Annotated in this window: 16 protein-coding genes; 9 read left to right on the forward strand and 7 right to left on the reverse strand. The window is 71.4% G+C overall.

Translation table 11 applies throughout. The features are described from left to right. The first annotated feature begins 283 nt into the window (after positions 1–283). The 7 genes from IE242_RS32545 (at position 284) to IE242_RS32575 (ending at position 11,813) form a co-directional block, all read left to right on the forward strand. Positions 284–1,897: a DUF4192 domain-containing protein gene (locus tag IE242_RS32545; RefSeq protein WP_373299644.1), complete on the forward strand. Its 1,614-nt coding sequence runs from the start codon at positions 284–286 to the stop codon at positions 1,895–1,897. A gap of 739 nt (positions 1,898–2,636) precedes the next feature. Then, complete coding sequence (locus tag IE242_RS32550; RefSeq protein WP_189865823.1) at positions 2,637–4,529, forward strand: glycogen debranching N-terminal domain-containing protein; 1,893 nt, start codon at positions 2,637–2,639, stop codon at positions 4,527–4,529. Positions 4,530–4,660: 131 nt separating this feature from the next. Next, complete coding sequence (locus tag IE242_RS32555) at positions 4,661–5,419, forward strand: NUDIX hydrolase (RefSeq protein ID WP_189865825.1); 759 nt, start codon at positions 4,661–4,663, stop codon at positions 5,417–5,419. Between the two features lie 94 nt (positions 5,420–5,513). Beyond that, positions 5,514–7,697: an ABC transporter ATP-binding protein gene (locus IE242_RS32560; protein ID WP_189865827.1), complete on the forward strand. Its 2,184-nt coding sequence runs from the start codon at positions 5,514–5,516 to the stop codon at positions 7,695–7,697. Between the two features lie 162 nt (positions 7,698–7,859). Then, positions 7,860–8,747, forward strand: a complete 888-nt coding sequence (locus IE242_RS32565) for a FadR/GntR family transcriptional regulator (RefSeq protein ID WP_189865829.1) — start codon at positions 7,860–7,862, stop codon at positions 8,745–8,747. Positions 8,748–9,300: 553 nt separating this feature from the next. Further along, a complete protein-coding gene (locus IE242_RS32570; protein ID WP_189865831.1) occupies positions 9,301–10,845 on the forward strand; it encodes an RNA polymerase sigma factor in 1,545 nt (514 codons plus the stop codon). Between the two features lie 152 nt (positions 10,846–10,997). Further along, entirely contained in the window at positions 10,998–11,813 is an 816-nt protein-coding gene (locus tag IE242_RS32575; protein WP_189865833.1) for a S1 family peptidase, read from the forward strand. Between the two features lie 207 nt (positions 11,814–12,020). Here the strand turns inward: IE242_RS32575 and IE242_RS32580 are convergent, their stop codons facing one another. Then, positions 12,021–12,251 carry a DUF7455 domain-containing protein gene (locus tag IE242_RS32580; RefSeq protein WP_189865835.1) on the reverse strand — a complete coding sequence of 77 codons (231 nt, stop codon included), beginning with the start codon at positions 12,249–12,251 and terminating at the stop codon, positions 12,021–12,023. Positions 12,252–12,693: 442 nt separating this feature from the next. Between IE242_RS32580 and IE242_RS32585 the strand changes: the two genes are divergently transcribed. Continuing rightward, on the forward strand, positions 12,694–14,817 hold the full coding sequence (locus IE242_RS32585; protein WP_189865837.1) for a DNA gyrase/topoisomerase IV subunit B: 2,124 nt from the start codon (positions 12,694–12,696) through the stop codon (positions 14,815–14,817). Between the two features lie 96 nt (positions 14,818–14,913). On the opposite strand, the gene IE242_RS32590 is transcribed toward IE242_RS32585, so the two are convergent. The 5 genes from IE242_RS32590 to IE242_RS32610 form a co-directional block, all read right to left on the reverse strand. Then, on the reverse strand, positions 14,914–15,594 hold the full coding sequence (locus tag IE242_RS32590) for a response regulator (protein WP_189865839.1): 681 nt from the start codon (positions 15,592–15,594) through the stop codon (positions 14,914–14,916). After that, positions 15,591–17,336: a sensor histidine kinase gene (locus IE242_RS32595; protein ID WP_189865841.1), complete on the reverse strand. Its 1,746-nt coding sequence runs from the start codon at positions 17,334–17,336 to the stop codon at positions 15,591–15,593. Before IE242_RS32595 ends, IE242_RS32590 begins: the two co-directional genes overlap by 4 nt. Before the next feature lie 127 nt (positions 17,337–17,463). Continuing rightward, a complete protein-coding gene (locus IE242_RS32600) occupies positions 17,464–18,396 on the reverse strand; it encodes a ferredoxin family protein (protein WP_373299645.1) in 933 nt (310 codons plus the stop codon). A gap of 350 nt (positions 18,397–18,746) precedes the next feature. Further along, positions 18,747–18,986, reverse strand: coding sequence for a hypothetical protein (locus tag IE242_RS32605; RefSeq protein WP_189865845.1), 240 nt, complete (start codon positions 18,984–18,986; stop codon positions 18,747–18,749). Positions 18,987–19,206: 220 nt separating this feature from the next. Beyond that, positions 19,207–19,755, reverse strand: coding sequence for a DUF6082 family protein (locus IE242_RS32610; protein WP_308436799.1), 549 nt, complete (start codon positions 19,753–19,755; stop codon positions 19,207–19,209). A 450-nt stretch (positions 19,756–20,205) separates the two neighbouring features. On the opposite strand from IE242_RS32610, the gene IE242_RS32615 reads away from it, so the two are divergent. Then, positions 20,206–21,258 (forward strand): CobW family GTP-binding protein, encoded by a 1,053-nt coding sequence (locus IE242_RS32615; protein WP_229859740.1) that lies wholly within the window; start codon positions 20,206–20,208, stop codon positions 21,256–21,258. Here IE242_RS32615 and IE242_RS32620 read toward each other — a convergent pair. Then, complete coding sequence (locus IE242_RS32620; protein ID WP_189865850.1) at positions 21,255–23,708, reverse strand: DNA gyrase/topoisomerase IV subunit A; 2,454 nt, start codon at positions 23,706–23,708, stop codon at positions 21,255–21,257. The two genes, IE242_RS32615 and IE242_RS32620, sit on opposite strands and share 4 nt — an antisense overlap. Between the last annotated feature and the right edge of the window lie 631 nt (positions 23,709–24,339).

Below are 24,339 nucleotides of genomic sequence, written 5' to 3' on the forward strand. Positions count from 1 at the left end.
TGGGCTGGGCGGAAGCGGTGCGCACGGCGGAAGCGGTGCGCACGGCCGGAACGGTGCGTACGGCGGACGCGGTGAACCTTCGGAACTCTTCGAGCCCTCGTCCATGCCCGCGGATCTCGAAGGCGGCCCCGAGCACGCCTTCGCGGACCTGCGGGACGGAGGACGACCCCAGCACGCCTCTCCGGACCGGGGAGAGGAACCGGCGTCCGCGCCCGGGCAGAACCATTCCGCTCCCGATCATGATCATGCGCGGGAGGGGCGACCCTCCGTCCACCCGGGGTGCGTGCACAGCGCTGCCCTCACCGGGCACGGCTCCGGCTCCGCTCCGGTGCACGGCGGGCATGGCGCCTCCACCGGTCCGTGCGGCGAGCACCAGGTCACGCTGCGGACGTCGGCGGAGCTGGCCGACGCCCTGCCCTATCTGCTCGGGTACCGGCCCGAGGACAGCGTCGTGCTCGTCGCGGTGCACGACCGGGAGGGGCGCGGCCGGTTCGGCGGGCGGGCGAGGCTCGGCATTCCGGCCCAGACCGAGGACTGGCCCGCCGTGGCCGAGCAGTTGTCACATGCGCTCGTGACCGGCAGCGAGCGCCGCGCAGGCAGGCCGGAGAGCATGGTCGCCTTCTTCTGCCAGGAGCCGTCGGACGGGGAGTCGGGGAGGAACGTGCTGGAACGGCTGCGACCGCTGGCACAACTGCTGCGCCTGGCCTGCGGACGGTTCGACGTGCCCGTGGTCGAGGCACTGTGCATCTCCGACGGCCGTTTCTGGTCGTACTGCTGTCCCGGCCACGGCTGCTGCCCGGTCGAGGGAAAGACCATGGGCCTGCCCGGCACGTCGGTCCTCGCCGCCGCGGCGACGTACGCGGGCCTGCAGGTACGCGGCACCCTGCGGGAACTGAGGGTCAGGCTCAGCCCCTGGGAGACCGCCGGCGCACGACGGCAGGAGGTTGCGCTGGACGCCGCCAACTCCACGCTCGTCCCCAGGATCCTGCGGGACGAGAGCCGTACAGAGGTGGCCGAGGAGACACTCGGACTCGCGCGCAGGCTCCTGCGCCGCCTCGCGGACGCCCCATCGGTCTCCGGCACACTCCAGGCGGACCTCCGCGACGACGAACTCGTCGGGCCCGAGGAAGCCGCCGACCTGATCCTCGGCCTGCAGGACCGTACGACCCGAGACCGCGCGGCCGGATGGATGGAGGGCGAGGAGGCGGCGTCGGCCCTCCGCCTCTGGCGCACCCTCGCCCGCCGTTGCGTCGGCGCGTACGGGGAGCACGCCGCTGCGCCGCTGACGCTCGCCGGCTGGGTCGCCTGGTCCTCCGGCGACGAGCTGGAGGCGAGGGAGGCCCTGGCCATGGCGCTCGCCGCCGATCCCGACTACCTCTTCGCCCGCCTCCTCCACCAGGCCTGCAACGAAGGACTGGACCCGGAGTCCGTCCGCCAGTGCCTGCGCGCGGAACGTGAGGAACGCACAGTGGCCGACACCGCCGGAATCCGTGGCGATCACGGACGCGGGGACGAGCTCGGTCCGAGTCACCGACGCCGGACAGGAGAAGCCAACGCGGCTCCGGGTGCTCACGTCACCCGGCAGCCCTCGGCAAGGCCCAAGACCCGTGGCCCGCGGACCACCGACCGGACCTCACCCGCCGGCCACGGTGCCTCACCCGCCGGCGACGGTCCGGGACGCAGGACCAGCCGTGCGGGTGGTGCCCCCGGGCGGAAGGCCCGCGGAGGCGCGAGGGGAGACGTACACGGCGGTGCAGGCGGGAACGCGCGCGGCAAGGCGAGTGGGACCGCGCACGGCGAGGCGGGACACGGCGGGCGCGGAGGGGCCGACGGCCGGACACGGACCCGCGGCGACGCCGGAAGCGGCGTCGAGGTGGAGGAGACAGGGGAGGCATGAGCAGGTCATGCAGGCCGTACACCATGCCCCTGACCGCCGCCATTCGGTCGGTTCTTCGGATCCGGGCCGTGACCCGGCGAAGCCCCCCTCCGTTCACCTGAGTGGCGGAGTCCATGGCGGGTCGTATCGCCGCACCGCCCTTGTCCCACCGGAGCCCCAGACCTGGCGCCGAGCACACCGCAGGCGCGTCGAGCGCAGGAGAAGCCGACCCATGTCTCTGCTCACCCCGCCCTCCGCCTCCGACGACGACCGTTCCCCACTTCGCCGCTCTGCTTCACCGTCCCCCACTGACGATCCGTCGGCGCAGAGCGGCGTGGTGCCCGACAGCCCCGCGTCACGAGGGACGGGCACGGGCATCCGGCCGGCACCGTACACGAGCACCGGCCACCGCACATGGCATCAGCCCACGGACAGGGGTGACCCGCCGGGCCGGTCCCTCAGCCCGGTCCGGCAGGCGGCCCCCCGGCCGGACACGCGCCGGCCGTTGCCTGGCGCCCCGGACACGGACCGTCCACCACCCCGTCTTCCGAGCGCCAAGAGCGGACCAGCGTCCCTCACCCCCGCCAGGAGCGACCGGTCCGACCCGAGCGGTCCGAAAGACCCGCGCTCCCTTACCTCGTTCGTCAGCGACCTCCGGGCCGAGCGCCCGCTTCCCTACCCGGCACCGGCACCGTCCCTGCGCCGTCCCGCGGGCCTGCCACCCGCCCACACCGCGTTGGTCTGCGTCGCCCTCCCCGGCATGGCGATCTCCGCGGAACAGGGGCAGCTGACCGGCCAGGGGCTCGAGGGCTTCTACCGCGCGGGCCGACGCATGCTGTCCCGCTGCCAGGTGCGCGTGGCAGGCCGGGAACCGATCGCCGTGCAGGCACGGATGGTCGCCGCGGACCGGGCCCGGTTCATGGGTACGCTCCGCGTGTCCGCCGACGCCGGCCCGGATCCGGACGTGGTGGTCGAGCGCATGCGGCACGCGGACGGCACGGAGCGGATCACCCTGCACAGCGCGGCGCCTCGCCCCCTGCGGCTGCCCGTCGAGGTGGCGCTCGGCACGGACCTCGCGGAACTGGGAGCCATCGCTTCCGGCCGGGCCGGGCCCGAACTGCCCGCCAGCGTTCACGACTGCGGTCTGCGCTGGTCCTGCCCCACCGGACATGCGGCCGTCACGGCCGACCCGCCCCCCACCGACGCCCTCGCCTCCGCCGGTCTGCTGCGCTGGGAGCTGGAGGTCCCGCCCGGCGGTACCCGCAGGGTGGAACTGCGCGTACGGCCCGACGGCGGACCCGTCAGAGCGGTGGGACGCGGAGCCACGAGTCCGATCGCGCAGGCCACGGCGGCCGGCGACGACCCCCGGGTCCAGGCGCTGCTGCACACCTGTGTCGAGGATCTGCGGGCGCTGCTGCTGCGCGACCTGGCCGGTCCGTCCGACACATATCTGGCGGCGGGCGCCCCCTGGCGTTGCGGCCTGGCCCCGGCGGACGCTCTCGCCGCCGCCAGGATGACGCTGCCGCTCGGCACCCGTCTGGCCGCGGGCACGCTCCGCACCCTGGCCCGCACCCAACTCGGCGGACGCGGGCCGCGGTCCGGGATGATCCCTGGGCCGTTGCGGGACGCGGGCCCGTATCTGCCACCGGGTTGCACCGGCACGGAGGCCACGCTGCTGTTCCCGGCGCTCCTCGCGGAGGCCTGGCGCTGGGGACTCCCGGAGCAGGAGGCGGGGGAGCTGCTGCCGGTCGCCGAGCGCTGTCTGAGGTGGCTCAGGAGCGCCGTCGGTGACGGTCCCTACCTCCCCGATCCGCAGCCCGGCGGGCCGCTGCGCTGTGGGACCCAGGCGCATGCGCACAGAGCGGCGGTGCTGGGCGCCGACCTTCTGGACGCCTACGGCAGACCGGGCGGCGCGGAGCTTCGGGAGTGGGCCCGACAGCTGCGTTCGGCGTTCCGGGAGGACTTCTGGGTCGAGGACCGGGGCGGTGGCAGACCGGCGGCCGCCCGCACCCCGGACGGGCGGCCCGTCCCCCATCTCGGGGCGGCCGCCGCCCACCTCCTCGACACGGGGCTGCTGGGCTCCGGCGAGACGGCCCCGGGGCTGCTCGACAGGGTGCGGACCGAGCAGCTCGCCCGACTACTGGGCGGCCCGGCCATGGACTCCGGCTGGGGACTGCGCACTCTGGCCGCGAAGGACGCGGTGTACAACCCCTTCAGCCATCGCGGAGGCTCCGTACGGATCCATGAGACGGCGATCGCGATCGCGGGGCTCGCCGCCGCCGGGTACGAGAAGGAGGCGAGTTCGCTGCTCCGGGGCGTGCTGGCAGCGGCGGAAACCTTTGGTCATCGGCTGCCCGAGATGTATGCGGGGGAGCAGCGCACACAGGGCAGTGCTCCGCTGCCCCACCCGGCGGCCTGCCGGCCCGCCGCGACGGCGGCGGCCGCGGGAGTGCTGGTCCTGACGGCCCTCGCCGGAATCCGTCCCGATGCCCCGGCAGGGACGGTGACGCTGCGCCCTGTGCGCAGCGCACCGCTGGGCGGGGTCGGGTTCACGGGGCTGAGAGTCGCGGGCGCTCCCTTCTCGGTGCGCGTCAGCAGACTCGGCCTCGCCATGGTCGAGGAGGCGGCCGGGGGACTGCAGTTGGGAGCGTGACCTCGGACGACGCGTACGGGGGTGTTCCGTGGCGGCCACTCGTGAGGGCCGGATCGGGCAGAACCGGATCAGGTGGGGGAGCGGTCGGCGAAGGGAGTGCTTATCGTCAGGCAGACGACTATGATCGCGGCATGCCCTACGACCCGTCAGCCTTTCCGCCCTTCGCTGTCACCGTGGACCTGGTCGTGCTGACCGTGCGCCGCCATGCCCTGTGTGCGCTGGCGGTACGGCGGGGCGAGCAGCCGTTCCAGGGGCGGTGGGCGCTGCCCGGCGGATTCGTGCGGTCCGACGAGGACCTGGCCCAGGCAGCCGAGCGCGAGCTGGCGGAAGAGACCGGACTGTGCGCCCACGACCCGTCGGCGCCGGCCCAGGGCAACGGCGCGCACCTGGAACAGCTCGCGACCTACGGCGATCCCAAGCGCGATCCGAGGATGCGTGTCGTCAGCGTCGCCCACCTCGCGCTCGCCCCCGACCTGCCCGCACCGAAGGCGGGCGGCGACGCCAACAGCGCGCGGTGGGCACCCGTCGAGGAACTGCTGCAGCAGGGCGGTTACGGCCGCGACGGCGAACCGGTCGCTCCGCTCGCCTTCGACCACGCACAGATCCTCGCGGACGGCGTCGAACGCGCCCGCTCCAAGATCGAGTACTCCTCGCTGGCAACGGCCTTCTGCCCGCCCGAGTTCACCGTCGGCGAGCTGCGCCGCGTCTACGAGGCCGTGTGGGGTGTGGCGCTCGACCCGAGGAACTTCCACCGCAAGGTGACGGGCACGCCCGGCTTCCTCGTGCCCACCGGCGGCACGACCACACGCCAGGGCGGCCGCCCTGCCCAGCTCTTCCGCGCGGGCGGTGCCACGCTCCTCAACCCGCCGATGCTGCGGCCCGAGGTCTGACGCCACGGCTGTCCGGCTCCGGTTCTGCCGGGCGGGTGGTGCCCATCGACGCTCAAAACGGTAAAAACGGGCATGTCGCGCTATCTTGCTGTGGGTGATCCAGGCCATCGGACTGACCAGCGCCTCCCGCAAGAAGATCCCACCCGTCGTCGACAACGTCTCCTTCGAAGCGCGCTCCGGCCGTGTCACCGCACTCCTCGGAGCTTCCGGCGCGGGCAAGACAACGTCCCTGAGGCTCATGCTCGGACTCCAACAGGGGCGTGGCATCACCTACTTCGGGGGCCGCCCGTTGCATCGCATCGCACAGCCGTCGCGCGAAATCGGCGTGGTCCTCGGTGACGTGCCCGGCCATCCGGCCCGTACGGTCCGAGGCCACCTCCGGATGCTGTGCGCCGCCGTCGGCGTACCCGTGCGGCGCGCGGACGAAGTGCTCGATGTCGTGGGCCTCGCCGGTCTGCGCGACGTACGCCTGGGCACCCTCTCGCGAGGCATGGACCGCCGCCTCGGCCTCGCCTGCGCGTTCCTGGCCGACCCGCCGGCCCTCGTCCTCGACGCACCCGCCGACGGACTGTCCGTCCGCGAGAGCCGTTGGCTGCACGGAATGCTGCGTGCCCACGCCGCCCAGGGTGGCGCCGTGCTGTTCACCACCCGCGATCCCAAGCAGGCGGCGCAGGCCGCCGACCAGGTCGTCACCCTGGATCGAGGCAGACTCGTCGCCGACCAGGAGGTGACCGAGTTCGCCCGCACCCGGCTCCGTCCCCGCGTCGCCGTCCGGAGCCCGCACGCGGCCCGGCTCGCCGCCATGCTCACCAAGGAGGCCCGCAGCGCACGCCGGTCGGTCGAGGTCGTACGCGAGGACGGCAACCGGCTCTCGGTCTACGGCAGTACCTGTGCCGACGTCGGAGAGACCGCGTTCCGGCACGGCATCCTCGTCCACCGTCTCGCCGACGAGACCGGCGACATGGGGGTGAGGCCCGACGTCGGCGTCCAGGCGCCGCCGACCATCGACACGCCGACGCGGAACGGCAACCCTCAGGCGCCGGACGCCACCTCCCAGGCCCCGGACACCACGCCCCAGGCCCCGAGTGCAGGCGCACGGACGAGCGAGCCCGGGCCGCCGTACGGGGAAGACGACGCGGAGCATCGGACGGAAGCGGCCCCCCGCGAGGCCGAGGCGGCCCTGCATCAGGCCAAGGCAGCTCTCCACCGGGCCGAGGCGGCCCCTCATCAGGCCGAGGCGGCAACCCCCCGGCCAGGCGCGGCCGCGCACCGGTCACGGCTGGCCGTGCACCACCGAGGACCGACCGCGGACCCGCCAGGACCGACCGCGGACCCGCCAGAGCCGACCCCGGATCTGCCATATCCGTCCGCGAACCGCCCAGCACCGTTCGCGCGTCGCGCAGCCCCAGCAGCCCCGCACGGCTCAGCCCCAGCAGCCCCGCACCCCGCAGCACCGAAACCGCCCGGCCACTCACTCCCACTGCCCCCGCCCATCACCGTCCGGACCGGGCGGAGCCCTGCGCGTCCCCTGCGCTACGAACTGCGCCGCGCCGCCGGCATCGGAACCGGCTATCTCACCGCTGTCACCGTCCTGATCACCTCCGCCCTGCTCGCCCTCGTCCTCGCCCGCATCGGGCACACCCCGCAGCCGCGTCTTCTCGCCGCCTGGCCGCGGGAGCTGCCCCTGCCCCCCGCGGCGCTCGGCGCCGGGCTGCTCGGAGCGCTCGCCTTCGGTGACGAGTTCCGCCATCCCGCCCTGGCCGCGGACCGCGGCACCGTCCCCCGCCGCCTGGGCCTGCTCGGGGCCAAACTCCTCGTCGCCGCCGTCACCGCGCTGCTTCTCGCCGTCCTCACGGTGGGCTGCGACCTCGAACTGCTCCACCTCGTATACGGACCGGAAGTCGCCGGGGTTCCCGCCGACTGGACGTCGGCAGCCGTGAGTTGGGCCGGCCTCGTCGTCGGGTGCTCCTGGGCGGGAGTGCTGGCCGCCGGTGTCTTCCGGTCCACGTCCGCGGGGCTGGCCGCAGTGATCGCGGTGCCCGTCCTCGTCGTACCTCTCGTGCACAGGTTCCTGGAGGGGGCGCATGTGCGATCTGCGGCCGGGCTCCCTCTGCGGCTGCGGGAGCTGCCCCTGTTGCGGTGGGTGTCAGGAGGGGAGGAGCACCTGGCCGCCGCGGGCCGGGTGATCGCCCAACCGGTGGGCGGAGCACTGCTGTTGTCGCTGGCCACGCTGCTCTGCGCCTATCTGGTCACGACCCTGCGCAGCAGGGCCGGATGACTAGGGTCCGCACCCTTCCGTTTTCGTCATATGCGCAACTCCTTGGAGAAAGCCCATTTCTTTCCGATAAGGCGTCAATTGCGATGGGGTGAGCGATCACCCTTTCGTGTGCTTTTCACCAAAGACCTCAAGGCAGTTGAGGACGGCGCCGACAAAGGATGCGTGAGTACCCTTGCGCACACCATGATGACCGCCGCCCGCTCCGCCGACTCCGGCCTGGCCGGCCCGGGCGAACTCGACCGCTACTCCTACACCGAGGCCCCGGGTGCCGACCGCGTCGGCGCACCCGCCTGGGAGAGCTCCGACCCCGAACTGGGGCGTGTGGGCCGACGCGCGGCCGGCAGCCGCGGACGCGGACTGCACGGCCAACTCGTCCAGCAGCTCGGCCAGATGATCGTCTCCGGCGATCTCGGCGCGGACCGTCCGCTCGTGCCCGAGGAGATCGGCCAGCGGTTCGAGGTCTCCCGCACCGTCGTCCGCGAGTCGCTCCGTGTCCTGGAGGCGAAGGGGCTGGTCAGTGCGCGCCCCAACGTCGGTACGCGCGTACGCCCGGTCAGTGACTGGAACCTGCTCGATCCGGACATCATCGAGTGGCGGGCCTTCGGGCCGCAGCGGGACGACCAGCGGCGCGAGCTGAGCGAGCTGCGCTGGACGATCGAACCGCTCGCCGCGCGCCTGGCCGCGGGCCACGGACGCGAGGAGGTCCAGCAGCGGCTCGGTGACATGGTCGAGATCATGACCCATGCCATGGGTCAGGGGGACGCACTGACCTTCTCGCGCGCGGACGCCGAGTTCCACTCGATGCTCATCCAGGTCGCGGGCAACCGCATGCTGGAGCACCTCTCCGGCATCGTCTCGGCCGCCCTGCAGGTCTCCGGAGGCCCGGTCACCGGGTGCGACCGCCCCAACGAGACCTCGCTGGCGCACCACGCCCGGATCGTCGAGGCCCTCGGCGCGGGCGACGGCACGGCGGCCGAGGCGGCGATGCGCCAACTGCTCATGGTCCACCCCGAGGTGGAGCGCGTGGTGCCCGCGCCGCGCGAGCACTGACCGCGTACCGGGATCCTCGCGTCGCGCGGGCACCGACCGCGTACCGGGAGCGGCGCGGTCCGGCGCGGTCACGTACCGGGAGCGGCGCGGTCACCGGGCGGAGCGCCCTCTCCCTGGAACGTCCCTTCTCAGGGGTGACCGGCGGCCAGGGGTCTCCGGGCCGGCGTCGCCTCCCTCCGCCGGGGCCCGTCTTCCTCCGCCGGGCCCCATCGGCTCCCGCACGGGGACCGGCGGGGCCCGGCGGCACAGGGAGGCGGTGAACACGCCGGGTACGTACCGGTCATGGCCACGACTGCCCGTTCTTGTCCAGGTTTGGGGGCCTTTAATTACTTACGGGGTGTGACTCGGGCCACGCAGATTGGGCGTAACGCTCCTCGGGACAGCGCGATGACCTAAGAGGTGACAGCCGAGGAGGGAATACGGACGCCGCTCGTGGCGCTGTGCTCTCCCGGCCCCGCCCGCGCCGTCGGCCCATCCCCAGTCGGCGGTCGTCGGCTCCTGTCCGCAGTGGACGGGGCCGGAAGCCGTTTTCCAACGTTCCGAGAGGTTGTTCGTGTCGGCCAGCACATCCCGTACGCTCCCGCCGGAGATCGCCGAGTCCGTCTCTGTCATGGCGCTCATTGAGCGGGGAAAGGCTGAGGGGCAGATCGCCGGCGACGATGTGCGTCGGGCCTTCGAAGCTGACCAGATCCCGGCCACTCAGTGGAAGAACGTACTGCGCAGCCTCAACCAGATTCTGGAAGAAGAGGGCGTGACGCTGATGGTCAGTGCCGCAGAGCCCAAGCGCACCCGTAAGAGCGTCGCAGCGAAGAGTCCGGCCAAGCGCACCGCCACCAAGACCGTGGCGGCGAAGACGGTGACCACCAGGAAGGCCACGGCCACCGCCGCTCCGGCGACGGCGTCCGCGTCCGACGATGTCACCGAGGGCGCTGCACCCGCGAAGAAGGTCGCGGCCAAGAAGACCACGGCCAAGAAGGCTGTCGCCAAGAAGACCGCCACCAAGAAGACGGCGGCCAAGAAGACCAGCGCCAAGAAGGACGACGTCGAACTTCTCGACGACGAGGCGCTCGAGGAGACCACGGCCCCCGGCAAGCCCGGCGATGAGCCCGAGGGCACCGAGAACGCCGGCTTCGTGCTCTCCGACGAGGACGAGGACGACGCGCCCGCGCAGCAGGTCGCCGCGGCCGGCGCCACCGCCGACCCGGTCAAGGACTACCTCAAGCAGATCGGCAAGGTGCCCCTGCTCAACGCCGAGCAGGAGGTCGAGCTCGCCAAACGCATCGAGGCGGGCCTCTTCGCCGAGGACAAGCTGTCCAACGCCGACAAGCTCGCCCCGAAGCTCAAGCGCGAGCTGGAGATCATCGCCGAGGACGGCCGCCGCGCCAAGAACCACCTGCTGGAGGCCAACCTCCGCCTCGTGGTCTCCCTGGCCAAGCGCTACACCGGCCGCGGCATGCTCTTCCTGGACCTCATCCAGGAAGGCAACCTCGGTCTGATCCGCGCCGTGGAAAAGTTCGACTACACCAAGGGCTACAAGTTCTCCACGTATGCCACCTGGTGGATCCGTCAGGCGATCACCCGTGCCATGGCCGACCAGGCCCGCACCATCCGTATCCCGGTGCACATGGTCGAGGTCATCAACAAGCTCGCGCGCGTGCAGCGCCAGATGCTCCAGGACCTGGGCCGCGAGCCCACCCCGGAGGAGCTGGCCAAGGAACTCGACATGACCCCGGAGAAGGTCATCGAGGTCCAGAAGTACGGCCGCGAGCCCATCTCGCTGCACACCCCGCTCGGCGAGGACGGCGACAGCGAGTTCGGTGACCTGATCGAGGACTCCGAGGCCGTCGTCCCGGCCGACGCGGTCAGCTTCACGCTCCTCCAGGAGCAGCTGCACTCCGTGCTCGACACCCTGTCCGAGCGCGAGGCGGGCGTCGTCTCGATGCGCTTCGGTCTCACCGACGGTCAGCCGAAGACCCTCGACGAGATCGGCAAGGTGTACGGCGTGACGCGTGAGCGCATCCGGCAGATCGAGTCCAAGACGATGTCGAAGCTGCGCCACCCCTCGCGTTCGCAGGTGCTGCGCGACTACCTCGACTGATCGTCGCGCGGACGCGATCAGTCGTCGCTCATACGCTCGAAGGCCCGGCTTTCACGGTGGAAGCCGGGCCTTCGGCGCGTGTGCAGCATGCGGGCATGGGCCGGGTGGACCACTCTGGGTGTGCCATCAACTCCCCGGAGTGAGGAGCTCGTATGCGTCGATCCTTCGCCCGCGTGCTGGCCGTCGCGGTCACGGCGACCGTGATACCGCTGTCCGCCTCGGCCCCCGCGACGGCCGGGGCCGTCATCGGTGGCCACCCGGTCGAGATCTCGCAGACCCCGTGGGCGGTGGCGCTGTCGAGCCGTGACCGGTTCGGCGGTACGAGATCGGGACAGTTCTGCGGCGGTGTGCTGGTCGCGCGCTCGACCGTGCTGACCGCGGCCCACTGTCTGAGCGAGGCCGTGCTGGGGACGCCGTACGAGCGGCTCACCGACCTGAAGGTGATCGCGGGCCGCGGTGACCTCCTGTCGAAGAAGGGCCGCGAGATCCCGGTACGTCAGGTGCGGGTCAACCCGGACTATGACGCCTACACCAACGCGGGGGACTTCGCCGTCCTCACCCTCGCCGCACCGCTGCCGGGGAGCTCGGTCATCCGCATGGCGAAGGCGGGTGACCCCGCGTACCGGCCGGGCACGGTCAGTACGGTCTACGGCTGGGGGGACACGACGGGCGCCGGTGACTACTCCGGCACGCTGCGGGCGACACGGGTGAAGGTCCTGCGGGACTCCGTCTGTGCGGAGGCGTACCCGGGCAGTGCCGAGGGCACCTACGCGACCCGGTCCATGGTGTGTGCCGGAGAGCCGTCGGGCGGCCGGGACGCCTGCCAGGGGGACAGCGGAGGTCCCCTGGTCGCACGGGGCAGGGCGATCGGCCTGGTGTCCTGGGGCAGCGGGTGCGGTACCGCCGGCAACCCGGGGGTCTACACCCGGATCTCCGAGGTCATGCGGGCGCTGGGCCGAAACCGGTGAGGCCGCCCGCAGGGCATCGCCGCGCGGGGGGACCACCCCGGGATTCCCATCGGACATGCCACGCTCCGAGCTCGGCTCGCACCCTGCTCCAGCGGCGCTGACCTGCGGTGCTCGCTGTACGAGGACGGGCGGTCACCCCCTGTGCGGGGGGTGACCGCCCGGTTCACCGGCCTGGTGTGCCGGCGCTGGCTCGTCGTGGTGCGAGTGTCAGCGTTCCTCGTCGCCTGCGGAGGCCGGAACGGACGTCAGACGCTCGGTCTCGTCCTGTATCTCAGCGGCGATCTTCTTGAGCTCCGGCTCGAACTTGCGGCCGTGGTGAGCGCAGAAGAGCAGTTCTCCACCGCTCAGCAGCACGACGCGCAGGTAGGCCTGGGCGCCGCAACGGTCGCATCGGTCAGCGGCCGTCAGCGGGCTCGCGGGGGTCAGAACAGTAGTCACGTCGCCTCTTCTCTAGCTCGACGAGCTGTCGTACCAGGGTCAACATCCAACCAGGCCGAAAACGTTCCCGCTCGCGGCACTTCCTCGAAAAAATCTTTCCAGGCCGGCTGTCTGCTGCCGGGTGGCGGCGAATGAGCCGTAGTGCGTGTCTTCGTCTCTTACGGTTTCGCGCAGTCTGTCAGTTGTCAGGTCCTCACCGGCCTCGTCGCCGGTTGTTCATGAGGACGTGCCCGGAGCCTAAATGGTTCATGCCTCGAAGGGAACGTGATATGTACTTCACTCCAACGAGGGATCGAACGCCCGTGCGACTCTGGACTACTCTGGCTTCAGAGGAGGGTGGCGTTACAACGGCTCTACCAGGCCTCGGTACCCTCGGAGCGGCGACCGAGCCGCGTCCTTACCCCAAAGGACCCCACCTGAAATTCAGCGAGGAGCGAACCGCGTGACCGCCGACACGTCCGTGCCGTCCACAGCGCTGCTGACCGGAGCAGACCGGGACGGCTCCAACTACACCGCGCGGCACCTGCTCGTCCTCGAGGGGCTCGAGGCCGTGCGCAAGCGCCCCGGTATGTACATCGGATCGACCGACAGCCGCGGTCTGATGCACTGCCTGTGGGAGATCATCGACAACTCCGTGGACGAGGCCCTGGGCGGCTACTGCGACCACATCGACGTGATCCTCCACGACGACGGATCCGTGGAGGTCCGCGACAACGGCCGCGGCATCCCGGTCGACGTCGAGCCCAAGACCGGCCTCTCCGGCGTCGAGGTCGTCATGACCAAGCTGCACGCCGGCGGCAAGTTCGGCGGCGGCTCGTACGCGGCCTCCGGCGGTCTGCACGGTGTGGGCGCCTCCGTGGTGAACGCGCTCTCGGCCCGGCTGGACGTCGAGGTGGACCGTGCCGGTCACACCCACGCGATCAGCTTCCGGCGCGGGGTGCCCGGTGCCTTCGCGGGGAACGGCCAGGACGCCAAGTTCGAGGCCGGGAACGGCCTGCGCAAGGCCAAGAAGATCCCCAAGAGCCGTACCGGCACGCGTGTGCGGTACTGGGCCGACCGCCAGATCTTCCTCAAGGACGCCAAGCTCAACCTCGAGACGCTGCACCAGCGCGCCCGCCAGACCGCCTTCCTAGTCCCCGGGCTGACGATCGTCGTGCGCGACGAGGTCGGGCTCGGCGAGGGCGACAGCAAGGGTGAGGAGTCCTTCCGGTTCGACGGCGGCATCAGCGAGTTCTGCGAGTACCTGGCGGGCGACAGGCCGATCTGCGACGTCCTCCGCTTCTCCGGGCAGGGCACCTTCAGGGAGACCGTCCCCGTCCTGGACGAGCACGGCCAGATGACCCCCACCCAGGTCACCCGTGAGCTCGGCGTCGACGTCGCGCTGCGCTGGGGCACCGGCTACGACACGACCCTGAAGTCGTTCGTGAACATCATCGCCACCCCCAAGGGCGGCACCCATGTCGCGGGCTTCGAGCAGGCCGTGGCCACCACCATGAACGAGGTGCTGCGCGCCAAGAAGCTGCTGCGCGTCGCCGAGGACGACATCGTCAAGGACGACGCCCTGGAGGGCCTCACCGCGGTCGTCACCGTGCGTCTCGCCGAGCCGCAGTTCGAGGGCCAGACCAAGGAGGTGCTCGGCACCTCGGCGGCCCGCCGCATCGTGGCGAACGTGATCTCCAAGGAGCTCAAGGCGTTTCTGACCTCCACCAAGCGGGACGCCGCCGCCCAGGCCCGTGCCGTCCTGGAGAAGGCGGTCGCCGCCGCCCGTACCCGCATCGCGGCCCGTCAGCACAAGGACGCGCAGCGCCGGAAGACCGCCCTGGAGTCCTCCTCGCTGCCCGCCAAGCTCGCCGACTGCCGCAGCGACGACGTCGACCGCAGCGAACTGTTCATCGTCGAGGGCGACTCCGCGCTCGGTACGGCCAAGCTGGCCCGGAACTCCGAGTTCCAGGCGCTGCTGCCGATCCGCGGCAAGATCCTCAACGTCCAGAAGTCGTCCGTGACCGACATGCTGAAGAACGCCGAGTGCGGCGCGATCATCCAGGTCATAGGGGCCGGCTCGGGCCGGACCTTCGACATCGACACGGCGCGCTATGGCAAGATCATCATGATGACCGACGCCGACGTCGACGGCTCCCACATCCGCTGCCTGCTGCTGACGCTGTTCCAGCGCTACATGCGGCCCATGGTCGAGGCGGGCCGCGTCTTCGCCGCCGTACCGCCGCTGCACCGCATCGAGCTCGTCCAGCCGAAGAAGGGCCAGGACAAGTACGTCTATACGTACTCGGACCGGGAACTCCGCGACAAGCTCATGGAGTTCCAGAGCAAGGGTGTCCGCTACAAGGACTCGATCCAGCGCTACAAGGGCCTCGGCGAGATGGACGCCGACCAGCTGGCCGAGACCACGATGGACCCGCGCCACCGCACCCTGCGCCGGATCAACCTCTCCGACCTGGAGGCCGCCGAGCAGGTATTCGACCTGCTGATGGGCAACGACGTCGCCCCGCGCAAGGAGTTCATCTCCAGCTCGGCGGCGACGCTGGACCGGTCGCGCATCGACGCGTGAGCGCTCCGCTGGGTGCCCGGTTCAAAGGCCGGTGACTGTCTGCGGGTTCGTTGTGGCTGGTCGCGCAGTTCCCCGCGCTCCTACAGGGCGCGGGGGTCACGCGCGCGTGGACCACTCGTAGCGGTGTTCCGGGCGGCCCGCGTCGCCGTATTTGAGGGTCAGTCTGGCCCGTCCCGTGCGTTCCAGGAGTTTCAGGTAGCGCTGGGCGGTCTGGCGGCTCAGGCCGGTCCGTTCGGCGATCTCCTGGGCCGACAGCGGGCCCTCGGCCGTCATCAGGGCCCGGCGTACGAGCTCCGTGGTCGTCGCGGAGTGGCCCTTGGGCAGGTCGGGCTCGCCGCCCGCCGAGAGCGCACCGAAGATCCGGTCCACCTCGGCCTGCTCGGCCTCGCCGCCGCCATCGAGCGTACGGCGCAGCTCCGCGTAAGCCTCCAGCTTGGCCCGCAGGCCCGCGAACGCGAACGGCTTGACCAGGTACTGCAGCGCGCCCTGGCGCATCGCGGCCTGGACGGTCGAGACGTCGCGGGCCGCGGTCACCATGATCACGTCGGTCTGGAGGCCGCGCCGCCGCATCTCCCGTACGACCTCCAGACCCGTCCGGTCGGGCAGATAGTGATCCATGAGGACGAGATCCAGGTGGGGCAGGGCTTCCAACTGCCGCAGCGCGTCCGCCGCGTTGTGCGCCTCGCCCGCGACCCGGAAGCCGGGCACCTTCTCCACGTAGGCGGCGTTGACCTTCGCGACCCGTGTGTCGTCGTCCACGACCAGGACCTCGATCATCGCGACTCCTCCTCGGTGGCTGCGGCGCCGCCGGCTCTCTGCGGGGGGTCCTCCGACCCGTCGACCCGCTCCGACGCTAGCCGGTCGCCCCGTTCCGGTCGCGGGGAGCCCTGCACAGGCCCCCGGTCCGCCGCTTCCGCCAGCGCCTCGGGCAGGACGACCGTGAACTCCGCGCCCCCGCCGGCCGCCTCCGTGACCCGGGCACTGCCGCCCTGCCTCTCGGCGAGCCGGCGCACCAGGGAGAGGCCGATGCCGCGCTTGCCGTGTGCGGGCGGCTCCTTGGTGGACCAGCCGTCCGCGAAGACCAGCTCCCGCCGCTCGGGCGGAACGCCGGGCCCGGTGTCGCGCACCCTGAGGACCGCCGTACGGCCCTCGGCGCGCAGTTCGACCTCCACGCGCGCGTGGGGGCTGCCCGCCGCAGCGTCGAGCGCGTTGTCGACGAGGTTGCCCACGATGGTGACCAGCCCCCGAGGGTCGATCAGCCGGTCCGGCAGCAGGGTCCGGGCCGAGAGCGACAGGGCCACCCCGCGCTCGGCCGCGACGCTGGCCTTGCCGACGAGCAGCGCGGCGAGCAGCGGCTCACGGATCCTCTCCGTGATCTGCTCCGACGTCGCCCTGTGGTCGCCGACCACCTCGCCGACGAACTCCACGGCCTCGTCGTACAGCTCGAGCTCGAGCAGCCCGAGAAGAGTGTGCATGTGGTTGGCGTGTTCGTGGTCCTGGGCGCGCAGGGCGTCGATCAGGCCGCGCGTGGAGTCGAGTTCGCGGCCCAGCTGCTCCAGCTCGGTGCGGTCGCGCAGGGTGGCGACGGCGCCCCCGTCCTCGGTGGGCATGCGGTTGGCGACCAGGACGCGCTGACCCCGGACGGTGAGCAGATCGGTTCCGGTGGCCCGGCCGGCCAGCACATCGGTCGTCCGGCCCGCGCCGAGCGCCTCGTCGAGGGACCGGCCGACGGCCTCGTCACCGATGCCCAGCAGGCGCCGCGCCTCGTCGTTCAGCAGCCGCACACGGCCGTCGCGGTCCAGGGCGAGTACCCCCTCCCGGATGCCGTGCAGCATCGCCTCGCGCTCCGCGAGCAGCGCCGAGATGTCGGAGAAGGCCAGGTCACGCGTCTGCCGCTGGACGCGCCGGGAGATCAGGTACGCGGCCAGCGCCCCGATGGCGAGGGCGGCGCCGGCGTAGGCGAACAGCCCGGGGATCGCGTGGACCAGCCGGGCCCGCACACTGTCGTACTCGATACCGACCGATACCGCGCCGACGATGGTGCCCTCGGCGTCGCGCAGCGGTACCTTGCCGCGGGCCGAGCGGCCCAGGGTGCCGTCGTCGATCTGCATGACCTCGCGTCCGGCCAGGGCTCCGCTCGGGTCGGTCGAGACGATCTCACCGATCTGCTCCGGGTCGGTATGCGACCAGCGCACGCCGTCCCTGTCCATCACCACGACGTACTCGGCCCCGCTGGCCTCACGGATCCGCTCGGCCTCGGCCTGCACGGGCCCGTCGGGAGACGGCTCCGTCGCCATGAGGTCGGCGGCGAGCTGTGGCCGGGCGGCCGTGGTCTGCGCGATCGCGAGGGCGCGGCGCATGGCCTGGTCGTCCAGCTGGTCACCGAGTGGTGCGAGGAACAGCCCGGTGGCGAGGACGGCGACCCCGGCGGCGATCGCCACCTGCATCAGCAGCACCTGTGAGAAGACCCGCCGCGGCAGGCCCAGGCGCAGGCGGCGTGCGGGGGCAGTGGAACTCATGCCTCCGACGGTACGTGGACGACCGGGCCGGACTCATGGGGATGTGGCCCGGATCTCCTGGGCCCCGGATCTCCTGGACGAGGGGTGGAACGGGGTCACACGCGCGCGGGGTCGCGTGCGTGTGACCTCAGCCCGACAGTGCCGCCGACGTCAGCTCCCGTACGGCGACGACGTCCATCCGGGCCGGGGAACCGAGGGGGGAACCGCAGCTCTCGGGCCGGGGCGGCAGCGAGGCGCCCTGGGCGACGGTCACCTGCCACCGGCGGCCGTCGGTGTGCGCGACGGTCACCTCCCAGCGCGGGGCCGCGCCGTCCGTACGGACGACGGTGAGCGCCTCCGCGGTGTCCTCGCGCACCGTTGTGCGCACCGCCAGCTCGGCCGCCTGCCCGGGCCGCTCCCAGGCGCAGCTGCCCCGGCAGCCCTCGATGACGACACGCCGCTCCCGTACGCCCTGGAGGATCTCCTTGACGTGCGGTGCCTCGGCGCGTCCGTACGCGTATCCGGACGGAAGGACGAGCACCGTGGGCGAGAAACGGTGGCCGCCGAGGTGGGTGGCCTCCCAGGCACCCTCGACCCCGGACGCGGCCAGTTCGGCGGCGAGCGGGCGGCCGAGGAGCGCGCAGCAGCGGTCGCGTTTGCCGTTGGTGCAGACGAGCGCCAGGGGCTCTCCCGTGTGGGGGCGCCCCTGGAGAACCGTGTCGAAGGTGTGGTGCTCGCCCCTGCCGAGCGCGGTGAAGTCGAGGTCCAGAAGCCGTTCGGGACGGGTGACGGCGGCGCTGTGCAGCCATATGTTTCCGGGCACGGTGTGGGCCACGTACACATGGCGTCGCCGGACGTCGTGACAGTCCGCGTGGCGGCCGGGACGGCGGATGAGCGCCAGGCGTACGCCGGTGCCGTCCGCGGCGGCCTCCAGGGCCCGGCCGAGCGCCGGGTCCAGGTGGCTCGACGTGAGCGCTCTCGCACCCCAGGGGCCTGGCTGCTCCACCAGCAGCCAGGTCCTCGCGGTGGTCGCCGTCCCCGTCAAGGGCTCGTCGAGATGCCGCGACGCGGTCGTGCACATAGTCACAGAGGTGAGCCTAACCTGACTTGCAGATCGGCAACTTCCGCGTGGACCAAAGGGGCGCAATCTGGCGTATGAGTGGCGCACGCCGGGCGCAAGGGACGGAGCAGACGTACGTTCGGTGCTGTCCGTGGAGTAACGAGAACGGCCGGGCGCGAGGCGGTGGTGAACCGCTCGGCACCCGGCTGCGTGGCGCGCGACAGCGCCCCGCCCTGCGGCCCGCGGCAGCACGTGGCTGTCCGGCCGCTGCCGCACGTACGTGGTCGTGCGGCACGTGATCTCACTCAGCCGCGCGGCCTGCGGTCATGCTCGGCCGGGCGGCGCACGGCCGGCCCGGCCGTGCTGGTGAGCTACACGTCGGGAATATCGGCCTTGGCCTTCACCAAGGTCTCGCGCGTGATCACCACAATGCGTTCGTAATCGGCGCGAGCGGCGTCGGCGGGAAGGTGGGAATCGAGCGAGGTGGTGGCGTCCGTGCCGATGACGGCGAAATTCCCGTCCGCCAACTCGAAAATGTCCGGGCAGGTCGCACCGGAGGTGCTGCCGCGATCGCGCGGAGGTGCACCAAGACGGCGAATGATCTGGCTCACTGTGGATATCCCTCTGGTCTCAAGGCACAAGCCTGGGCACTGGTGCGCGACGGTCCTCGCGGAGGTCGACTGCCTGCGCGGTCGCGCAAGTCAACCCGCTGGCGCCTGAGTGAACGCGATGGCACAAGATCAGTTATTGCCGGGCCGCGTGATTCACACTCAGGAGTGATTCGAGAGGGCGGAGTTTACCCTTCGGTCCGGCGACGGTAAGCGAAACGGTTTATTCGTCGGCCGGTGGCTCCCCGACCACCCACCATTCGTCGGTGTCCGCCTCCTCGAGCTGCTGTAGGAGGTCATCGACCAGCAGTCCGAGCTCGGCCTCGTCGGTGTCCGCGAGGCTGGCCCTCTGCTGACGTGTGGCGTACCAGTAATCCCGGACCGTCGGGTTCTGGAATATGCCGCGTACATGCTTGAAGAACTCCTCGCGGCTGATGTTGCCGATGCGGTAGTAGAGGAGCAGATTCGTGTAGAGCGCGTTGGCGAACAGGTACTGGCGGCGCTGCTTGGGCGAGACCGGCGACTCGTACAGATCGAGCACCTCGGCCAGCTCGGGGTCGTCGATGGCCTTGCTCAGCAGTTCCCAGTGCAGTCGCTGCTGGCTGGCCAGGTTGGTGTGCCGCTGGGTGTGCGCGGTGTGTTCCAGCCGGGTCAGCCGCAGGTGCAGCGCTTCCAGTGCACGGTGGTGCAGCGCCCTGGTGACGAGCACACCCGCGATCATGCCTATTCCCATGGCGGCGGCGGGACCCGGCCCGCGCAGCCGAAAGTTCATCGTGGCCATCTTCACCCCCGGATCGGGCGCCCGTCCGCCGGTCTTCGGACGCACATCGATGGCAGGGGACCGGCGATCGGCGGCGGTGCGCATGCCGTCTTCCAGTGTGACCGAGCGGCTCCGGCTCTCCGGGAGGCGGAGAAGGAGGCGCACAAGGGGTACTCCGGGTCGCACGGCGGTGCCGTGCGCCGCGTGGGGCGGCGGGCTCCTGCCTCCCTTCCGGGACCGTCCCACCACCGCCCCGCCCCGCTCCTTTCACTTCGTGGCGTCACTCGCCGCTCGTATCCTGGGCGGCGTTCATTGGTCGTACGGGGTGGAAAGCGGAGAGAGGGCGCGTTGCATCAGTCGAGTCGGCGGGACCGGTCGAGCGCATGGCCGGGTGCGGGTGCGGGTGCGGGGTCGGGTGCGGCTCCCGGGTCGGGTGCGGGGCCGCGGCAGATCCCGGTCGTCGTGCTGGCCGGGTTCCTCGGCTCGGGCAAGACCACCCTGCTCAATCATCTGCTGCACCGCAGCGGAGGCAGTCGTATCGGCGCCATCGTCAACGACTTCGGTGCCATCGAGATCGACGCCATGGCCGTGGCCGGAGCGCTCGGGGACTCCACGGTGTCCCTCGGCAACGGGTGTCTGTGCTGCGCCGTCGACGCCAGTGAACTGGACTCGTATCTGGAGCGGCTGGCCCGTCCCGACGCCCGTATCGATGTGATCGTCATCGAGGCCAGCGGGCTCGCCGAGCCGCAGGAACTCGTGCGGATGGTGCTCGCCAGCGAGCACGACCGGGTGGTCTACGGGGGGCTCGTCGAGGTGGTCGACGCCGCCGAGTTCGATGCCACCCGTGAGAAGCACCCCGAGATCGACCGGCATCTCTCCCTCGCCGATCTCGTCGTCGTCAACAAGCTGGACCGGGTGGACGACGGGGAGCGGGTGCTGAGGCTCGTACGGTCGCACGCCGAGCACGCGGCCGTCGTACCCGCCACGTACGGCCGTATCGATCCCGAGTTCCTCTTCGACTGCAGGCCCGGTGAGGAGCGCGTCGGACAGCTGTCCTTCGACGACCTGCATGATCATGCGGAGGGCATCGAGGAGGCCGGGGAGGCCGGGCCCGCCCATGCCGGGCATCTGCACACGGCGTACGACAGCCTGTCCTTCGTCTCCGAGGTGCCGCTGAACCCCCGGCGGCTGATGGAGTTCCTCGACAGCCGGCCCGAAGGGCTGTACCGCGTCAAGGGGTACGTCGACTTCGGGCCCCACGACCGCGGCAACAGGTACGCCGTGCACGCCGTCGGCGCGTTCCTGCGCTTCTACCCGGAGCCCTGGGACCGCGAGGAGCCCCGTCTCACCCAGCTCGTCCTCATCGGGTCCGGCATCGACTCCGCGGCGCTGGCCAAGGAGCTGGAGGCATGCCGGGACGACGCCCCCCATGCCGATGAGCACAGCATGTGGGGCGTCCTCCGCTACGTACAGGACTCCGACGGGCCGACCGGGGAGGAGATCCCCGGGGCCTAGACCGGTCCCGCCGCGACCGAGACCGTCTTCGGCAGGGACACCCCCGAGCCGTCGCGGCGCGGGTCGAGGTCTGGCAGCTCGGCCGGGGAGCCGTTCTTCTGTGCGGCCCTGGCCGGTGCCGGGCCCGCCCAGGCCAGGGACAGGCAGTCCTCGCCCTTCAGGAACCGCTGGCAGCGCACGCCGCCGGTGGCCCGGCCCTTGCGCGGGTACTGGTCGAACGGCGTCAGCTTGGCCGTGGTCTGCACCGAGTCGTCCAGGGTGCCGCGGGAACCGGCCACCGTGAACACGACCGCGTCCGCGGCCGGGTCCACCGCCGTGAAGGAGATCACCTTGGCGCCCGTGGTGAGCTTGATGCCCGCCACGCCGCCCGCCGGACGGCCCTGCGGGCGGACCTGCGAGGCCTGGAAGCGCAGCAGCTGGGCGTCGTCCGTGATGAAGACCAGGTCCTCCTCGCCCGTGCGCAGCTCGGCCGCGCCGACGATCCGGTCGCCGTCCTTGAGGGTGATGACCTCCAGCTCCTCCTTGCTGGACGGGTAGTCGGGAACCACGCGCTTGACCACGCCCTGCTCCGTGCCGATCGCCAGGCCCGGCGACGACTCGTCGAGCGTCGTCAGGCAGACCACCGTCTCGTCGTCCTCCAGGGAGAGGAACTCGGCCAGCGGCGCGCCCCCGGAGAGGTTCGGCGCCGGCATCGACTCCGGCAGCTGCGGCAGGTCGACCACGTTCAGCCGGAGGAGCCGGCCCGTCGACGTCACCACGCCCACCTCGCCCCGGGCCGTAGCCGGGACGGCCGAGACGATCACGTCGTGCTTGACGCGCTTGGCGCCGGCGTCGGGGAAGGGCTCGCCGTCGGCCGTGCGGGCCAGCAGACCCGTCGAGGACAGCAGGACACGGCACGGGTCGTCCGCCACCTGGAGCGGAACGGGCGCAACCGAGGCGGCACCCGACTCCAGCAGCAGCGTCCGCCGGTCGGTGCCGAACTTCTTGGCCACCGCGGCCAGTTCGGCCGACACCAGCCTGCGCAGCTCCGCGTCCGACTCCAGGATCCGGGTCAGCTCCTCGATCTCCGCGGTCAGCCGGTCCTTCTCCGCCTCCAGTTCGATGCGGTCGAACTTGGTCAGCCGGCGCAGCGGGGTGTCCAGGATGTACTGGGTCTGGATCTCCGAGAGGGAGAAGCGCTCCATCAGGCGCTGCTTGGCCTCGGCGGAGTTCTCGCTGGAGCGGATCAGGCGGATGACCTCGTCGATGTCCACCAGCGCCGTGAGGAGGCCCTCGACCAGGTGGAGACGGTCGCGCCGCTTGCCGCGGCGGAACTCCGAGCGGCGCCGTACGACGTCGAAGCGGTGGTCCAGGTAGACCTCGAGGAGCTCCTTGAGGCCCAGGGTGAGCGGCTGGCCGTCCACCAGGGCGACGTTGTTGATGCCGAAGGACTCCTCCATCGGCGTCAGCTTGTAGAGCTGCTCGAGCACCGCCTCCGGCACGAAGCCGTTCTTGATCTCGATGACCAGGCGCAGGCCGTGCTCGCGGTCCGTGAGGTCCTTGACGTCGGCGATGCCCTGGAGCTTCTTCGAGCCCACCAGGTCCTTGATCTTGGAGACCACCTTCTCCGGACCGACGGCGAAGGGAAGCTCGGTGATGACGAGACCCTTGCGGCGCGCCGTCACGTCCTCCACGGTGACCGTGGCGCGGATCTTGAAGGTGCCGCGGCCCGACTCGTACGCGTCCCGGATGCCGGAGAGGCCGACGATGCGGCCGCCGGTGGGCAGGTCGGGGCCGGGTACGTGCCGCATCAGGGCGTCGAGGTCCGCGTTCGGGTGGCGGATCAGGTGTCTGGCCGCGGCGATGACCTCGCGCAGGTTGTGCGGCGGCATGTTCGTGGCCATGCCGACGGCGATGCCCGAGGCGCCGTTCACCAGGAGGTTCGGGAACGCGGCGGGCAGCGTGACCGGTTCCTGCTCCTGGCCGTCGTAGTTGGGCGCGAAGTCGACCGTGTCCTCGTCGATGGACTCCGTCATGAGGCTCGTGGCCTCGGCCATCCGGCACTCGGTGTACCGCATGGCGGCCGGCGGGTCGTCGTTGCCCAGCGAGCCGAAGTTGCCGTGGCCGTCGACCAGCGGGACGCGCATGGAGAAGGGCTGCGCCATGCGCACCAGGGCGTCGTAGATCGACGCGTCGCCGTGCGGGTGCAGCTTGCCCATGACCTCGCCGACGACGCGGGCGCACTTCACATAGCCGCGCTCGGGACGCAGGCCCATCTCGTTCATCTGGTAGACGATGCGGCGGTGCACCGGCTTGAGGCCGTCGCGGGCGTCCGGCAGGGCCCGGGAGTAGATGACCGAGTAGGCGTACTCCAGGAAGGAGCCCTGCATCTCGTCGACGACGTCGATGTCGAGGATCTTCTCCTCGTACGCGTCGTCGGGCGGCGGGGTCTTCGTGCTGCGGCGGGCCATCGCTGCTGCGGCTCCTTCACAGTCTTGCCGGGGCATGGGCATGGGGCATGAACGGGTTCTGACGCGCTCCATTGTGGACCGCCCCGCTGACAACCCGGACCGCGACCCGGTCCACTGGTCGGTCCACGGGTCGGTCAACAGCCGGGTTCATGGTCGGTACGGGGTCGGGATCGCTGTCGGTCCGTGGCTGGCTCCACGGCCGGTCCGGTGCTGAAATCACCGTCGGTCCGGTGCTGAAATCACCGTCGGTCCGCGGCCGGGTCCACCGTCGGCCCGCGGTGGAAACCATCGTCGGTCCGCGGCCGGACTGACGGTCCGTAGCCGGCCGGGTCAACGGCGCCGTGCTCTTCCCCGGGCCGTGGTCGGACGGAGGACGGGGGGTGCGGGCCAAGGGCCGGACGAAGGGTGGCGCGTGCGGGCCAGGGGCCTTGGCGGAGGACGGGAACCGCACCTCAGGGGCCGGAAGCATCAAACCGAAGCACCGGTCCGCCTTCACCCCCCACCTCGAACACCCCGCCCCCTCAGCTGCCCCCTCACCCCGCTTCTCGCTCTGGGCGTACGGTGCCCGGGAACTTCGCCAGGCGTCCGCGCGCTTGCATACAGTGGCAGGACCGGCAGGATTCTGCAGTTT

Origin of the sequence: Streptomyces poonensis (genome assembly GCF_014650915.1) — a bacterium.
GTDB lineage: Bacteria > Actinomycetota > Actinomycetes > Streptomycetales > Streptomycetaceae > Streptomyces > Streptomyces poonensis.

What these genes read in the sequence shown, in the direction of transcription:
- IE242_RS32555 (WP_189865825.1), top strand. Translation starts at nt 4,661, where the DNA reads ATGCCCTACGACCCGTCAGCCTTTCCGCCCTTCGCTGTCACCGTGGAC.
- IE242_RS32590 (WP_189865839.1), bottom strand. Translation starts at nt 15,594, where the DNA reads ATGATCGAGGTCCTGGTCGTGGACGACGACACACGGGTCGCGAAGGTC.
- IE242_RS32600 (WP_373299645.1), bottom strand. Translation starts at nt 18,396, where the DNA reads ATGTGCACGACCGCGTCGCGGCATCTCGACGAGCCCTTGACGGGGACG.
- IE242_RS32610 (WP_308436799.1), bottom strand. Translation starts at nt 19,755, where the DNA reads ATGAACTTTCGGCTGCGCGGGCCGGGTCCCGCCGCCGCCATGGGAATA.
- IE242_RS32550 (WP_189865823.1), top strand. Translation starts at nt 2,637, where the DNA reads ATGGCGATCTCCGCGGAACAGGGGCAGCTGACCGGCCAGGGGCTCGAG.
- IE242_RS32620 (WP_189865850.1), bottom strand. Translation starts at nt 23,708, where the DNA reads ATGGCCCGCCGCAGCACGAAGACCCCGCCGCCCGACGACGCGTACGAG.
- IE242_RS32575 (WP_189865833.1), top strand. Translation starts at nt 10,998, where the DNA reads ATGCGTCGATCCTTCGCCCGCGTGCTGGCCGTCGCGGTCACGGCGACC.
- IE242_RS32595 (WP_189865841.1), bottom strand. Translation starts at nt 17,336, where the DNA reads ATGAGTTCCACTGCCCCCGCACGCCGCCTGCGCCTGGGCCTGCCGCGG.